Here is a 15,643-nt window from a genome sequence, read left to right on the forward strand (position 1 = left end):
ACTATTTTTTTACAAATGATTCTATTAACGGATTAATCTCGCTAGCTGTTTTATATTTTTCTTCATCAAATAAATATTTGAAAAGATCTTTATTATCAACCTTTTCCTCTAAAGCCAAATCTTTATGTCTTGCAAAAATGTCATTCCATTTAGCGCGAACTATAGCCCACTTAGCTTGGTTTGCTTTCCAATAGTCTTGAGCTGCTTTACACTTACTATCGTCTACTTTTACATAAGTATTATAACCTTTTTCTTTTGCCAATAATACATCGGCTTTTCCATCTTCTCTAATAACCTTATCATTATCTTGGTCGTGTATCCATCCGTTTTTAACAATTTCGTGTCTGTTTGTTCTAACTGTTACATTATAATCGCTTCTTGTGGTGTATTCACGTCTTGGTAAAGGCGCATCGGTTGTACTTTCCCAATAGCTTTTTCCATCTACATGCACCCAAGTAGCAGAACCTTCGTAACGCGGACTATCATCTACCTGAAATACTTTTTGCGTCCATTGGCCTTTTACTTTTTCAATTGGCAAACTTACATATTTCCACTTATTATCATGGTCAAACTCATATAAATTAGTGTTTTGATATTCCCAATCTTGTCTCCAATGTTTCACAATCATTTTATTATTTGGCGGACCAACAATTAGTAAGTGCTGCATCACTATTTTATTGTCTGTATCTTCAACTAGTTGTACCCATTCTAAACCTTCTTCATGTTTAGTTTTTGAAGGTAAATATGTAGAATCTTTGGAATACTGAAACGTTTCAGCAAAGTTAAAACCAACTTCATAACAACCACACATATTTTTTATGGCATTTTGATCTTGTTTTTTTTGGTTTTGTGCATTCAAATTAAACGTGAATACGAAAGTTAAAATTGATAAAAAAGTAAGCTGTTTCATTTTAAAGTTTTTGTATTTGAAAAAATTATTAAAAAAATTATTCTTATTTAGACTTAATTTAAATAAGCTTTATATATTTGTAGCAAATTTATATAGAATGAGTCTAAATAAAAATAATATTTTCATTTTTTTATCAATTTTTTTTGGTTGTCTATGCTTTTCTCAAGAAGATTTAGCTTTTGAGCAAGACTCAACAAAAACCGAAGCATTGGTAGAAGTTGTTGTTAGTGCCACACGAACCTTAAGGCAGCTAGCTTCTTTACCGCTTCCTGTTCAAATAGTTTCAAAAAAAGAAATTGAAAGCGTTAATTCTCTTCGATTAAGCGATATATTAAATGAACAAACGGGTCTTATTACGGTGCCCGATTTTGGTGGTGGCGAGGGCATACAGCTACAAGGTTTAGACTCGCAATACACACTTATTCTTATTGATGGCGTGCCGTTAATAGGTCGTTCAGCAGGCACTTTAGATGTTAGCAGAATAACCGTTGGTAACATCAAACAAATTGAGATTGTTAAAGGAGCATCGTCTAGTTTATACGGAAGTGATGCGCTTGGTGGTGTAATTAATATCATTACCGAACAACCAAAATATGGCTTTAATGGTGCTGCAAATTCGCGCGTTGGCAGTTATAACACCTATGATACAAGTTTTGATTTAGGTTATAAAAAAAACAGATTTGCAATTAGCACTTTTGTAAATAGCTTTAATAGTGATGGTTATGATTTAAATAAAAATGATGCTTTAAATACTATTGAACCATATAGCAACTACACTTTTAACACAAAACTGACTTATAACTTTAATAAACAAACAAGTTTATTTGTTTCTGGAAGATTTTATACACAAAACCAAGATTATGTAGCTTCCGAAATTTTAAGAGGTGAAAGCAACATTAATGAATGGAATACCCATTTAAAATTAAGTCATAAATACAACAACAAATGGCGTAGTTATTTTGAATTTTATGCAACGCGTTACAAAGCTGAAGAATATTTAAACAACCCTGATAATTCGCACTATAGTGATGCTTATTTTAACCAATTGTTGGTACGTCCTGAAATAAGAGGTACTTATAACATAACCCAAAAAAGCACTTTTATTGGTGGTTTAGGATGGAACCATGAAACTTTAAAACGAACCGATTTTTCCACAAACCCTGAATTCAATGCGCCTTATGTTTACCTTCAATATGATACCAATCCTACTGAAAATATAAACATTATTTTAGGCGCTCGGTTTGACAATCATAGCGCATATCAATCGCAATTCAGCCCAAAAGCAGCTCTTCTTTATAAATTATCAGAAAAAATCTCAATTAAAAGCTCTTTAGGTTACGGTTTTAAAGCACCCGATTTTAGGCAATTGTATTTTGATTTTACCAATTCAACCGTAGGTTATACCGTTTTGGGTTATAATGCTGTTAGTACAAAACTTCCAGAATTGGATGCCGAAGGGCAAATTGCAAACATTATAGTACCAATTTCAGAATTTGAAAATGAACTAAATCCGGAAAACTCGGTAAGCTTAAATTTAGGATTTGATTATAAGCCTTTAACGTCTTTAAAATTAAACCTAAACTTATTTCGAAACAACATAACCGATTTAATTGATACCCGTGTTATTGCCAATAAAACCAACGGGCAAAATGTGTTTAGTTATTACAATGTACACGAAGTTTACACACAAGGTTTGGAATTTAATACCGATTGGAAACCTAATAATCAATTAAAAATTTCTGGTGGTTACCAATTGCTTTTTGCTAAAGATAAAGCTGCTGAAAAAGCATTTAAAAATGGCAACGTTTATGCCCGCAAAACACCAAGTTCTTCATCATTTCAATTAGCCAAGAATGATTATTTCGGACTTTACAATCGCTCGCGCCACATGGCTAATGCAAAGGTGTTTTATGATTTTAAAAAGTGGAAGCTAGATGCAAACATACGTGGAACTTACCGAAGCAAATACGGGCTATACGATACCAACGGAAATACCTATTTAGATGCCTACGACACCTTTGTAAAAGGTTACACAATTTGGGATGTTGCCATTAACAAATCACTTTTTAATAACTACCGATTAGGATTTGGTATTGATAATATTTTAGGATTTACTGATACTCAAAACATAAGCAACATTGCAGGACGTATTATTTACGGAAAACTGAACATTCAATTTTAATAATTATATATAAACACTATGAAATTTTCAACAAAAACACCAAACATGAACACTCGCAATTTTATGAATAAAACCATTAAAGTTTTATCATTAATAGTACTTGTAATTAGCTTCACAGCTTGTAGTAATGATGATGATGCACCTTTATTAGAAGTAACATCAGAAACATTTTCAAACTTGAAAGCAACACAAAGTGCCGATTACTCTACTAATCCTCCAACAATAACAGGAGATTACATTAAGTTTTCTTTTGAAACTGGAGCTGTTACAACTGGCAACGATTGGGATATTGCCTTTAGAGGTTCTACCATTATTGTAAATGGTGGTGAAGCAACAGCTACAGATCAACCTGCAAGAACATCAAGCGCTGGTGTTTATATTGCAACTGGTACTTTAGCAAGTGTTACAGAAGTTAACACAACACTGTTTAAAACAGATAGTGCTACAAATGGCTTAGCAATACCAACTGGTTCTGGTAATGGTTGGTATAATTATGATTCTACAACACATATAATTTCGCCAATTGCTGGAAAAGTTATTGTTGTTAAAACCAATACTGGGCATTATGCTAAGTTGGAAATTTTAAGTTACTACGAAAATAGCCAACCAAACGAGAGTTTAAGTAATTCGCAGTTTTACACATTTAATTATGTTTACCAACCAAATGATGGTGTAACTACTTTTTAAATTAATTTTTTTGCCTCAAAAAAAAGCCACTCAAATTTGAGTGGCTTTTTTACATAAAATTTTTATTCTTTTTAAGCAGAATTTCTACTTGCATTAATGTTTCCAAATAAAGAACGTGTTACTATTTTTTCAAATATCTTTATTTTTTCTTCATCCTTAATTGGCTGTTTTTCCAATTCTTGAATCTTTTTAAGTGCATATTGCTGTATGGTAAGTAATGGCAATACAATAGATTCTCTAACTTCAATTGAAGCTTTTCCAGATGGTTCGTTCTCCATCAATTGTTCGTAACCAGTAAGTTTTAGCAATAAGCTTTTGGTTGTAATATATTCGTTGTAAATAATATTCCAAAAATCGCCAAACTCTTCGTCTTTAGACATGTATTTGGTTAAATCAAAAAACGATTTGGTTAAACTCATCATACTATTTTCCAACAAGGTTTTAAAGAATTTTGAGTTTTTGTATAACGCTTCAACTTTATGAAACTCGCCTTTTTCTTCATATTTCTTTAATGCCGTTCCAACACCAAAAAATCCTGGTACATTTTGTTTTAATTGGCTCCATGAACCTACAAATGGAATAGCACGTAAATCTGAAAACACTAACTTATCTGAAGTTCCTCGTTTAGATGGTCTACTTCCAATATTTGTTTTTGCATAGTATTTTAAAGTACTCATACGTTCTAAATACGGTATGAACATTGGATGACTTTTAAAATCTTTATACGCTTGGTAGCTAGTTTGAGCCAAATCGGTCATAACTGCTCTATCTTCTTCAGACATTGCATGATTTTTGCTTCCCAAACGATTAAACATTCCTGAACTTATTAATTGTTCTAAGTTGTATTGTGACGAATCTAAAGTTCCAAAATTAGAGCTAATAGTTTGCCCTTGAATAGTAAGTTGTACTTCTTTATCTTCAATTTTTGGTCCTAATGATGCATAAAACTGATGTGTTTTTCCACCACCACGTGCTGGTGGTCCACCACGACCATCAAAAAATATGGCAGTTATTCCATATTTTCTAGACATTTCGGTAAGGAATTCTTTGGCGGTATAAATACCCCAGTTTGCCATTAAATAACCACCATCTTTTGTACCATCAGAGAAACCTAGCATAATGGTTTGTTTATTTCCACGGCTTTTTAAATGTGCCATATATGCTGGATTTGTATATAACTGCTCCATAACTGCTGGTGCATTTTCTAAATCAGGAATGGTTTCAAAAAGTGGCACCACATCTACAGGTAAGTGTTCTTTAAAAGCTACAATTTTAAGCATCGCAAAAAGTTGCATCATATTTAAAGCCGTTTGGTTGTTACTAATAATATATCTATTAGCAGCACGCTCGCCATTGCTTTCTTGTATTTCTTTAATGGCTTCAATAGTTTTTAACGTATTGAAAACCATTTCATCTTCAAAAACATTTATATCAATAGATACGTCTTTAACTTCCGATAGGATTTTTATTTGTTCAGCCTCTGATAAATCATGATAATTTTTTGGGAACGATGTGTTTCCTGTGCTTATTAAATGGTCTATAACCGTTGTAAAAACCGAATGGTGAATTCTACTATCTTGTCTAATATCTAGTGTTGCAAAATTGTATCCAAATAAATGGATTCTGTTTATTAAACTATTTATTTCTGTAACGTATAATGATTGAAAATCTTTTTCAATAAGGTTTCTAATGCTTAATAATTCTGTTAGTAATTCTTTAGCAGAAATAGCATCTGGATAATTTAAATTGATGCTATAATTGTATAAAATAGTTTCTAAACGAATTACACGCTCTTCAACACCTCTAAAAGTAAGTTTACGTCTTAAATTTTTTAAATCGGCGTAATACTTTTTAAGTACTGCTTGTTTCAGTTTTCTAGCTACTCTAATAGTAGTATCTGGCTTTACAAATGGGTTTCCATCTCTATCGCCACCTGGCCAAAAGCCAATGTTTATTATTTCGTTATGTTTTTTTCCATCATCATAAATATTTTGTTGGATGTAATTGTAAATTTCTCCAAATGAGTGATAAAAAACATTTTCTAAATACCAAATTAAGCTTTTTGCCTCATCATATGGCGTTGGCTTTTCATGTTTAAAGAAAGGTGTTTTTCCTAACTGTCCAAATAAATTATGAATGTTTGAAAGATTATTGTCTTTTATGGCTTGTGTTAAATCTGTAATAATTCCTAAAACAGATCCTGGATAAAATTGTGTTGGATGCGCCGTTAAAACAATACGAACCTTAAATTCTTCAAGATAACTTTGTAATTCTTCAAGACTGTTGTTTGAAACTGCCGATTCTTTTAAGTTTCTTAAGGTACCTATCCCTTCCATATTATTAACAATAGGAAACGCAGCATCTTCAACAGCATCAAACAAAACTACTTGACGTTCAATATATTGAATAAATCTAAAAAGTAAATTTATCTGGCTTTCTGCATCGCGCCTTCCTTGGTATTTTCTAAAAAAAGTATCTACAATGGTAGTTGGGTCATCACCGTTTGCAAATCCTTTTTTACAAGTTTCATGAAACAATGGCAACAATACACCAGTTTTTGTAATGGAATCAAAAGGTAATGTCATAAATATACTGTTGTATATTTGGTATTTGGACAGTACACTTTGTTGGAATCGTTTTAATTTAGGTTCTACAGACATAAGGTAGTTCTATTGAAATTAACCATAAAAGTAAGGAAGCTTTAATTAAAGAAGGTAGTCAAATTTAAATTTTATTAATTTTTTTTATTTATTGAATTCTAATTATGAATAATTAAATAAATAGGTACATAATTAAGATTGTTTATAATTACTACTCTTACCTTACCCTTACTATTTACCGTTTAAGAGTTTTTTTAAGTTTAATCGTGTTTAAAGATATGATAAATATCATGTTTTACCCTAACTACAACTCCTATCTTCGCCTTTTTTAATTTAATTAAAAATAACATCCATGGCTAAAGCACATTCATTCCACATTCCTGTAATGGGTATTGGATTTACAATAGATTCTCCTTTAAAAGTAGCACAATATGGCATTGATTCTGTAATTTCTCTGGTAGATGACATTTTAATAGAAAAGCTAAGAAAAATGTACAGTGAAAAATTTCAAATACCTTATATTGAAATTACTGATAAAATTGATGATTTTAGAGCTAAAAGAATCACTTCTTACCTAAATTTAATAAGCGACTTAGTTGATAAAAAATTTGAAAATTTGAAAAACGGTGCTTTTGAAAAAAGCGACGAATTTAAAGCATACATCAACATGTTGCCTTCAACATCGGCCATAAAACAAGAATTTAACAAGCTTACTGAAAAAGGCTTTAATATTTCTGAAATTAAAAATTGGGTATCTCAAAACTTAATTAAAGGCAGTATTGATGTGAATATTATGACTAAAGTTGACAAAGACAATTATATAAAAGATGAAAAATTGCCTGTTGAATATAACGATGCACATGCCGCTTTACGCGGGTTTGCTAATAGCAAATTGCAATCTTCAGTAGTATTATCAGCAGGCATGAACCCACGCTTATATGCCTATATGAGTCAATTTAATGATTTCTATCCAACCGAAACCGGCGAATTCAAAAAGAAAATAATATTAAAAGTAAGCGATTACCGTTCGGCATTAATTCAAGGCAAATTTTTAGCCAAAAAAGGGTTATGGGTATCAGAATACAGAATTGAATCTGGTCTAAACTGTGGCGGTCATGCATTTGCTACCGATGGCAATTTACTTGGTCCTGTTTTAGCTGAATTTAAAGAAAAACGTGAGGAATTAAGAGCTTCCATTGAAACTATGGTTAATCAGGAATTAATAAACCAAAATCGTGTAGTTCCGCAAAAACCATTGGAGCTAAAAATTTCAGCACAAGGCGGTGTTGGCACCTTTGAAGAACATGAATTTTTGCTAAATGAATATCAATTAGACGCTATAGGCTGGGGAACGCCATTTTTATTGGTACCAGAAGCCACAACCGTTGATGAAAAAACAATAGACAAACTAATACTAGCCAAAGAAGACGATTTATACTTAAGCAATATTTCTCCGTTAGGTGTGCCATTTAATAACCTAAAAGCTAACACCAAAGATTTAGAAAAGGAAATACTTATTGAAAAAGGTCGCCCAGGAAGTTCTTGTCCAAAAAAGTTTGTAGCATTAAACAAAGAATTTAAAGAAAAAGGCGTTTGCATAGCTTCAAGAGAATACCAACATTTAAAAATAAAAGAGTTAGATGCAAAAGGACTTTCATTAAAAGAATACCAAATTGAGTGGAATAAAATAACTGAAAAATCGTGCACTTGCGTTGGTTTAGGCACTTCAGCGTTATTAGCTTATAATATAGATACTAAAACAGAAGGAGAAGGTGTTTCAATTTGTCCTGGACCAAACATGGCATATTATTCTAAAATAATGAGTTTAAAAAATATGACAGACCATATTTATGGCAGAGACAATATGATTTCTAGAACCGATAGACCAAACCTATTCATAAAAGAACTTGCTATCTACATTGACTATTTAAAAAATAAGTTAGAAGAAGCAAAAACAACTATGACGGCTAAAGAAGAAAAATATCTGCAAACCTTTACTAGCAATTTAAACGAAGGCATTTTATATTACAAAACCTTGTTTTCAAATTTAAAAAATACATTTGAAAACATAAAAAATGATGTTTTACATGAATTAGAAAACAGTGAAAAAACACTAAACACAATTCGTTTATCTATTGAAGAAATAGCAATAGTAAACCAAAACTTTCAGGCAGTTTCTTAAAGCTATTTTTATTACAGTTTTTATATTGTTAAATAATTAAACTTTTGTTTACAAAGAATTTAAAGAATTGATAATAATATAAAAGACCATTAATTCTAGTTCATTTTTTTAAGGATTCACATTTCAATAAAATTTTAATTAAGATATTTGTAAAATATTACGAATACCACAGGAATATTTTCTTGTGTAAAATGTTGAAGATTAATAGAATTCATGGATTTAGTAAAAGAAATAAATCGTCTTAAAAAAGAGAAAAACGCTGTAATACTTGCGCATTATTACCAAGTTGCAGAAATACAAGATATTGCAGATTATGTTGGTGATAGTTTACAATTATCGCAACAAGCAGCCGAAACTGATGCAGACATGATTGTATTTGCAGGCGTTCATTTTATGGCAGAAACCGCCAAAATTTTAAGTCCAGACAAAATAGTTGTACTACCCGATTTAAAAGCAGGTTGCTCGTTGGCCGATTCGTGTCCACCAGATGCTTTTGAGAAATTCACAAAAGCGCATCCAGACCACGTGGTTATTACTTACGTGAATTGTTCTGCTGAAATTAAAGCGTTGAGTGATATTGTTTGCACATCTTCAAATGCACTAAAAATTGTAAATTCTATTCCGAAGGAAACACCAATTATATTCGCACCCGATAAAAATTTAGGTAAATACATTATTAGCCAAACAGGACGTGACATGTTGCTTTGGGATGGAAGTTGCATTGTACATGAAGCGTTTTCTATTGATAAATTAATTGAACTTCATAAAAAATATCCAGACCATAAAATTATTGCACATCCAGAATCGGAAACGCATATTTTAAATACTGCAACTTATATAGGTTCTACTTCTGGAATGATAAATTTTGTTAAGCAACATCCAAAAGAAAAATTTATTGTAGCTACTGAAGCTGGTATTCTGCACAAAATGCAACAAGAAATGCCCAATACTGAATTGGTTCCTGCACCTGCTAAAGAAGATAACACTTGCGCTTGTAGCGAATGCCATTTTATGAAAATGAACACGCTTCAAAAATTATATGATTGCATGTTAAATGAATCACCTCAAATTGATGTTCCAGAAAAAATAAGAACAAGAGCATTATTACCTATTGAGCGTATGTTAGAATTATCAAAATAACATGATTGAAACAGATTATTTAGTTATTGGTTCGGGTATTGCAGGTTTAACATTTTCAGTTAAAATAGCTGAAAAATTTCCTGAAAGAACTATTATTATTGTAACCAAAGCCAATGAAGACGAATCGAACACCAAATATGCACAAGGCGGTGTTGCTGTTGTTTTAGATACAGAAAAAGACTCTTTTAATAAACATATTGAAGATACGTTAATTGCTGGCGATGGTTTATGTGACGAAGCTGTTGTTAAGATGGTTATTGAAGAAGGCCCAAAACGCTTAAAAGAACTTTTACTTTGGGGCGCAAATTTTGATTTGGATGCTGCTGGTGAATTTGATTTAGGTAAAGAAGGTGGACATTCAGAATATCGCGTAGTACATCACAAAGACATTACAGGTTATGAAATTGAACGTGCATTACTAAAACGCGCACATCAATTACCAAATATTTCCATTTTACCACACCATTTTGCTATCGATTTGGTTACAAACCATCACATTATTGATGATAACTCTAAAGTATTATCATGTTACGGTACTTATGTTTTCGACCAAAAAACAGATAACATTTTCACCATAAAAGCTAACAGTACTTTGCTGGCTTCTGGCGGTATTGGTTGTGTTTATGGCCATACTACAAACCCTATTATTGCTACGGGCGATGGTATTGCTATGGCTTACAGAGCCAAAGCAAAAATTAAAGACATGGAATTTGTACAATTTCACCCTACAGCATTATATGAAGCAAAAGGTGAATCGTCATTCTTAATTTCTGAAGCTGTAAGAGGTTTTGGTGCGTATTTACGCAATAAATCTGGGCATCGTTTTATGTTAGATTACGATGAACGTGCCGAATTAGCCTCTAGAGATATTGTTTCCCAAAGTATTGATAGTGAATTAAAAAAATCGGGCGAATCGCATGTGTATTTAGATTGTACACATTTGGATATGACCGAGTTTAAAAAGCATTTTCCAAACATTTATAATAAGTGTTTAGAACATCATATAAAAATTGAAAGTGATTGGATTCCAGTGGTTCCTGCATCGCATTACTTATGTGGTGGTATTGAAGTTGATAAAAACGGAAGCACTAGTATTGCCAATTTATTTGCATGTGGCGAATGTACAAGAACAGGACTTCATGGCGCTAATAGATTAGCATCAAACTCATTATTGGAAGCATTGGTTTATGCTCATAATATTTTTAAATTCCATAGTGAAAACGACTATAATGCTACCAATGTATTAATTCCAGACTGGAATGATAAAGGTACTGTAATACCAAAAGAACATATTTTGGTACAACACAATTTAAAACAAATGCAAGCTTTAATGCGTGATTATGTGGGCATTGTAAGAAGCAACAAACGTTTAAAACGTGCCATTAAGCATCTTGACTTAATTTATAGTGAAGTTGAAGAACTCTATAAAGAATCTAAAATTTCAACCTCACTTTGTGAGTTGAGAAATATGGTAAATATTGCTCATTTAATCATTAGTCATTCATTAGAACGTACTGAAAATAAAGGTGGTTATTATAACATAGATAATATAAATAAATGAGGCTCTTAAAATACTAAAAACCTCATTTATTTTTTAAAACAAAATATTATTTTCCTAATAACAATAATTCGCTACAAACTACTTCTGTAATGTAACGTTTATTACCATCTTTATCATCATAACTACGCGAAGTTAATTTACCTTCAATAGCTACTTCTTTTCCTTTGGTTACGTATTTTTCAATTATTTGAGCCGTTTTTCCCCAGGCTACTACATTATGCCATTGCGTATCTGTAATTTTTTCGCCTTTAGCATTTGTATAGCTTTCATTTGTAGCAATATTGAATTTTGCTAATGTTTTTCCAGATTCTAAATTGATGATTTCTGGATCATTTCCTAAGTTACCAATCAACTGTACTTTGTTTTTAAGTGTGTTCATAATTTTAATTTTTAATCGTTAAACAGTTAATACTATCGAGTTCTTATGTTTCGACATGGCAAAGATGCAACAGCTTTAAAATTATAATCGGTTAGTAAACGTTTGTGTTCGTTTGTAAATATTTGTATTCGTTTAAATCGCTTTAAATAACTTAAAATAGGGGAACTATATATAAGTTTACACTAAATTGCAAAGTTTAATTTCGCACTGTAAAAAGTGCTTTTTTTTAGGAAAGTATTTAATTCCACAGTATCAGAATATCTGTGTGCTTCTTGCGAGTACTTTTACAAGTACAGAATTAAATCTTTAATGTTTAGGAACTTATTACACTTATCAATGCCCTTTCCGTTTTCAAGGTAAGGCGTAGCCCTGACTAAACAGCTAATACTGGGTGTAAAATTTATTTTTCGTCTTTAGGATTGTAATTTAACCCTTGTTTTAGTTTTTGATTAAAGTCTGATAAAGGTTCTTCTGATTTTATTTTAGGTGGCGGAGGTATTTCACCTTTTTTTGTTTTTTCAACGAGTTTATCAAAATCGGATTTAAATTCGATATCTTGTACTATTCTAAATTTAGAATATTCCCTTTCAGCAAATGTTTTAGCAACTTTTGCACTAACAGTTCCTTTATTTTTCAATATATCATAATCATTAAATTGAATAAAAGAATCTAGTTTTTTCACCCAATCATACATAGTCATACCATTATTTCTCTTAGCTTGTAGTTCAGCAAAGTCTAACAGCATATTGACTAATATATTTAATTCTGATATCTCTTCGTGCTTAAAATAGTTTTTACCAACTGAAACATCTGATTTTAATATTTTTCCGCCCTTTTTCTCGTTTTTCCAACTTGTTAACCCCATATTAGGCAACGAAGCATTTGCTCTTAATTTTATTATTTCGGAAGCTGTATGATGTGTTATAGCATATTCAAGTTTATTCTGAACCGTTGCAAAAAAATCTTGTGAAACTTTTGCTTTTGGGTCGTAATCAATTGCTGTTGAGTATATATCTGTAATCTTTTGATAAAATCTTCTTTCAGATGCCCGTATCTCTCTAATACGCTCAACTAACTCATCAAAATAGTCTTTATCAAATAAAGTTTTTCCTTGTTTTAATCTGTCATCATCTAAAGCAAATCCTTTTATTAAATAATCTTTTAAAACAGTAGTAGCCCATATTCTAAAACGAGTAGCTTTCGGTGAACTTACTCTATAACCTACAGATATAATCATGTCTAAGTTATAAAAATCCAGCTCTCTATTAACTTGCCTAGTTCCTTCTTGTCGAACTACTCGAATTTTTCGAGTAGTTGAACTTTTAGCCAACTCTCCATCAGAATATACATTGTTAATGTGATAATTTATCGTGTTTTCTTCAACTCCAAAAATATCGCTCATTGAACCTTGTGTAGCCCAAACAGTATCTTCATCAACAATAACTTGAATATTTGTAGTGCCATCATCAGCGGTATAAAACAAAAAATTCTGTTGTTCTTCTAAATTACTCATTTAATTAATTCTTTATAAGTTATTCTATTCTCGATGTTACACAAAAGTAAATTAAATCTATCATTTTCAGAACCTTTGCGAGTATTATATCTAAACACAAATTCATCAACGTATAATTGTAAATGCTTTTTAGAAGTAAAATGATAAATACCGTAAATACCACGCTTTAATAACGCCCAAAAGCTTTCTATTGAGTTTGTAGAAATACGACCTCTTACATATTCGCCTCTACCATGTGATACTGCTTTATGGTCATAAACTCTATCTAAAACATTATATGCTTTCAATTCGTCTGAATAGATAGTTGAACCAAAACTAATGTTATTAATTATTTGAGGTATTAAAGTGTTTTGAGTAGTATCTTGTACGTGTTTAGCCCTTACTTCGCCATTACGCTCTACCATGCCTAAAACAGCAGATTTTTTGTAATGCTCTTTTATTTCTTCAGTTTGGTTGTTTCTTATTTTTGAAGGTCTATTTCCCATTTTACCACCTACATAAGTTTCGTCAATTTCAACTTCACCGCTTAATTGGTCGGTATCATCTAAACCAAAGCAGTTTCTAATACGTTGTAACATGAACCAAGCACTTTTTTGAGTAATGCCTAAATCACGCCCTAATTGTAAACTTGAAATACCTTTTTTATGTGAAGTAACAATCCAAATAGCTAAAAACCATTTTTGTAATTCAATTTTAGTGTTATCAAAAATAGTATTAGTCTTTACATTGAAATATTTTCCTGTGTTTTTACATTTATATTTATTTCCTTTACAATCATATACTTTAGAAGTAGCATCAAAAGGACTTACTACGTTACCGTTCCAACGTAATATTTCTAAATGGTCAATACAAGCTTGCTCTGTTGGAAAGGCTTTTATAAGGTCTAAAACTGATTTTACTTCTTTGTTAAACATTGTATTGTATTTTGATATAACAAATATAGTAGTTAATTACACAATAAACAAATATTTGGTGTAATAATGTTCTAATTTAATATAAATATTTATGGCATTTTATTTTAACGAGGCTTACGCATATAAGTTTTTACAAAAATTCCAAGAAAACGACACATTATACATGACTTCATATAGTGAAGAAGACAAAATTGCTTGGAATATTTTGGTTAAAAGAGGTATTATAGAAAATATTGGGGGAACTCAATTCTCTATTACATTAAAGGGTAAACAGGTTTTAAAAGCAGGTGGTTGGAATAAATATCTTAAATTAGAAGAATTAAAAGAAGAAAAAAGAGTTGATAAAGAAAATTTTGATTTTCTAATTTCTAAATTTCAAGCTAAAAGTCAACTTTTACCATATTTCTTATCAGCACTTAGCTTAATGATAGCTTTCTTTGCTTACTTCAAGCCAATAAATAAATCGAACAACAAACAATTATCAAAAGATGAAATAATACATATAGTAGACAGTATTTCAACTTCCAGCCAAACCAAAAAGGTCGATTCTTTGCGTAGTTCCAAAACTCAATGCGATTCTTTAATAAAAAAATAATTTCTCTCATTTTTATTATAAATTAATTTTAAAGCTTTTTAAATTATGGACGAAAACGAATTAGCTAAGTATATAGATAAACAAATGAATATTATATCTGATTTAAGAAAAGATAAAAACATATCAACCGAAAATTGGATTAAGCACATATTGACATTATTAACTGGTTTACTAACAATACTTATAGCGTTTAAATCTAATGAGGTGTTTTCATATCTAAATCATAAATTATTTTCGTATACTTTAATTTCGATAGGTCTAAGTATTTTCTCGGGTGCTGTTTACTTATATAATACAATTGATTTATTAAATCAGACAATAAAATTTGATTTGGAAAGTCTATCAAAACGAATGCGTGGCGATAACAATTTACATACTGGTGTGATAAAACCAAGATTCCTATATGTTTTTTTTCGATATCTATTTTACACTTCTTCTCTTGCTTCATTAATCCTGTTAATTTCTTATGGAATAATGAAAAACTAAACTCTTTTTTCATAGCCTAGCTTTTTTGTAAATTGAATCGTTTTCTGAAAGCCAGATAACGGTGTAAAGTGGTATATAAGTCCCTAAAATAGGGGAACTTCATATAAAAATAAATTTATATATTTATGTAAAAATAATTATGTTAAAAACATGTTTGGAGTGTGAAGAAAAAATTATTGGCAGAAGCGACAAAAAATTTTGTAGCGATTATTGCCGTAATGCATATAATAATACTATCAATAAAGATTCTAAAAATCTGATAAGAAACATAAATAACAGACTTAGGAAAAATTGGCGCATTTTGGAAACGCTAAACCCAGACCAAAAAACAAAAACCACGCGAACTAAACTTATTCAACATGGTTTCGATTTTAATTTTTTCACAAGTACCTATACTACAAAAGTTGGAACTGTATATTATTTTGTTTACGACCAAGGCTATTTACCTTTAGAAGATGAATATTACGCATTGGTAAAACGAGAAAGTTAAGTAC

12 protein-coding genes are annotated in these 15,643 nt (G+C 30.9%); 7 read left to right on the top strand and 5 right to left on the bottom strand.

Translation table 11 applies throughout. The features are described from left to right. Window position 1 precedes the first annotated feature (1 nt). On the bottom strand, window positions 2-910 hold the full coding sequence (locus ACFQ1R_RS09365; protein WP_379925909.1) for a DUF6607 family protein: 909 nt from the start codon (window positions 908-910) through the stop codon (window positions 2-4). 97 nt (window positions 911-1,007) lie between these two features. Between ACFQ1R_RS09365 and ACFQ1R_RS09370 the strand changes: the two genes are divergently transcribed. After that, window positions 1,008-3,092, top strand: a complete 2,085-nt coding sequence (locus ACFQ1R_RS09370; protein ID WP_379925910.1) for a TonB-dependent receptor plug domain-containing protein — start codon at window positions 1,008-1,010, stop codon at window positions 3,090-3,092. A 45-nt stretch (window positions 3,093-3,137) separates the two neighbouring features. Next, window positions 3,138-3,779 carry an HmuY family protein gene (locus tag ACFQ1R_RS09375; RefSeq protein ID WP_379925911.1) on the top strand — a complete coding sequence of 214 codons (642 nt, stop codon included), beginning with the start codon at window positions 3,138-3,140 and terminating at the stop codon, window positions 3,777-3,779. A 71-nt stretch (window positions 3,780-3,850) separates the two neighbouring features. On the opposite strand, the gene ACFQ1R_RS09380 is transcribed toward ACFQ1R_RS09375, so the two are convergent. Beyond that, a complete protein-coding gene (locus ACFQ1R_RS09380; RefSeq protein ID WP_379925912.1) occupies window positions 3,851-6,439 on the bottom strand; it encodes a phosphoenolpyruvate carboxylase in 2,589 nt (862 codons plus the stop codon). A 292-nt stretch (window positions 6,440-6,731) separates the two neighbouring features. Between ACFQ1R_RS09380 and ACFQ1R_RS09385 the strand changes: the two genes are divergently transcribed. The 3 genes from ACFQ1R_RS09385 (at window position 6,732) to nadB (ending at window position 11,262) form a co-directional block, all read left to right on the top strand. Then, window positions 6,732-8,561, top strand: a complete 1,830-nt coding sequence (locus ACFQ1R_RS09385) for a hypothetical protein (protein ID WP_379925913.1) — start codon at window positions 6,732-6,734, stop codon at window positions 8,559-8,561. Window positions 8,562-8,774: 213 nt separating this feature from the next. Further along, a complete protein-coding gene (gene nadA, locus ACFQ1R_RS09390) occupies window positions 8,775-9,701 on the top strand; it encodes a quinolinate synthase NadA (protein ID WP_379925915.1) in 927 nt (308 codons plus the stop codon). Between the two features lies 1 nt (window position 9,702). After that, a complete protein-coding gene (gene nadB / locus ACFQ1R_RS09395; RefSeq protein WP_379925916.1) occupies window positions 9,703-11,262 on the top strand; it encodes an L-aspartate oxidase in 1,560 nt (519 codons plus the stop codon). A 46-nt stretch (window positions 11,263-11,308) separates the two neighbouring features. On the opposite strand, the gene ACFQ1R_RS09400 is transcribed toward nadB, so the two are convergent. The 3 genes from ACFQ1R_RS09400 to ACFQ1R_RS09410 all read right to left on the bottom strand — a co-directional run bounded on the left by ACFQ1R_RS09400 (window position 11,309) and on the right by ACFQ1R_RS09410 (window position 14,068). Next, complete coding sequence (locus ACFQ1R_RS09400; RefSeq protein ID WP_379925917.1) at window positions 11,309-11,641, bottom strand: single-stranded DNA-binding protein; 333 nt, start codon at window positions 11,639-11,641, stop codon at window positions 11,309-11,311. 400 nt (window positions 11,642-12,041) lie between these two features. Then, window positions 12,042-13,154, bottom strand: coding sequence for a virulence RhuM family protein (locus ACFQ1R_RS09405; protein ID WP_379925918.1), 1,113 nt, complete (start codon window positions 13,152-13,154; stop codon window positions 12,042-12,044). Continuing rightward, window positions 13,151-14,068, bottom strand: a complete 918-nt coding sequence (locus ACFQ1R_RS09410; protein WP_379925919.1) for an IS1595 family transposase — start codon at window positions 14,066-14,068, stop codon at window positions 13,151-13,153. Before ACFQ1R_RS09410 ends, ACFQ1R_RS09405 begins: the two co-directional genes overlap by 4 nt. Window positions 14,069-14,159: 91 nt before the next feature. Between ACFQ1R_RS09410 and ACFQ1R_RS09415 the strand changes: the two genes are divergently transcribed. Both ACFQ1R_RS09415 and ACFQ1R_RS09420 read left to right on the top strand, forming a co-directional pair. Next, window positions 14,160-14,663, top strand: a complete 504-nt coding sequence (locus ACFQ1R_RS09415; RefSeq protein WP_379925920.1) for a hypothetical protein — start codon at window positions 14,160-14,162, stop codon at window positions 14,661-14,663. Between the two features lie 625 nt (window positions 14,664-15,288). Further along, a complete protein-coding gene (locus ACFQ1R_RS09420; protein WP_379925921.1) occupies window positions 15,289-15,639 on the top strand; it encodes a hypothetical protein in 351 nt (116 codons plus the stop codon). Window positions 15,640-15,643: the final 4 nt, after the last annotated feature.

The organism is Mariniflexile jejuense, assembly GCF_042675665.1.
Taxonomy (GTDB): domain Bacteria; phylum Bacteroidota; class Bacteroidia; order Flavobacteriales; family Flavobacteriaceae; genus Mariniflexile; species Mariniflexile jejuense.

Bases quoted from the DNA above. Each gene is read 5' to 3' on its own strand.
- nadA (WP_379925915.1), top strand. From the start codon at position 8,775: ATGGATTTAGTAAAAGAAATAAATCGTCTTAAAAAAGAGAAAAACGCT.
- ACFQ1R_RS09375 (WP_379925911.1), top strand. From the start codon at position 3,138: ATGAACACTCGCAATTTTATGAATAAAACCATTAAAGTTTTATCATTA.
- ACFQ1R_RS09405 (WP_379925918.1), bottom strand. From the start codon at position 13,154: ATGAGTAATTTAGAAGAACAACAGAATTTTTTGTTTTATACCGCTGAT.
- nadB (WP_379925916.1), top strand. From the start codon at position 9,703: ATGATTGAAACAGATTATTTAGTTATTGGTTCGGGTATTGCAGGTTTA.
- ACFQ1R_RS09365 (WP_379925909.1), bottom strand. From the start codon at position 910: ATGAAACAGCTTACTTTTTTATCAATTTTAACTTTCGTATTCACGTTT.
- ACFQ1R_RS09420 (WP_379925921.1), top strand. From the start codon at position 15,289: ATGTTAAAAACATGTTTGGAGTGTGAAGAAAAAATTATTGGCAGAAGC.
- ACFQ1R_RS09410 (WP_379925919.1), bottom strand. From the start codon at position 14,068: ATGTTTAACAAAGAAGTAAAATCAGTTTTAGACCTTATAAAAGCCTTT.
- ACFQ1R_RS09415 (WP_379925920.1), top strand. From the start codon at position 14,160: ATGGCATTTTATTTTAACGAGGCTTACGCATATAAGTTTTTACAAAAA.
- ACFQ1R_RS09385 (WP_379925913.1), top strand. From the start codon at position 6,732: ATGGCTAAAGCACATTCATTCCACATTCCTGTAATGGGTATTGGATTT.
- ACFQ1R_RS09400 (WP_379925917.1), bottom strand. From the start codon at position 11,641: ATGAACACACTTAAAAACAAAGTACAGTTGATTGGTAACTTAGGAAAT.
- ACFQ1R_RS09380 (WP_379925912.1), bottom strand. From the start codon at position 6,439: ATGTCTGTAGAACCTAAATTAAAACGATTCCAACAAAGTGTACTGTCC.
- ACFQ1R_RS09370 (WP_379925910.1), top strand. From the start codon at position 1,008: ATGAGTCTAAATAAAAATAATATTTTCATTTTTTTATCAATTTTTTTT.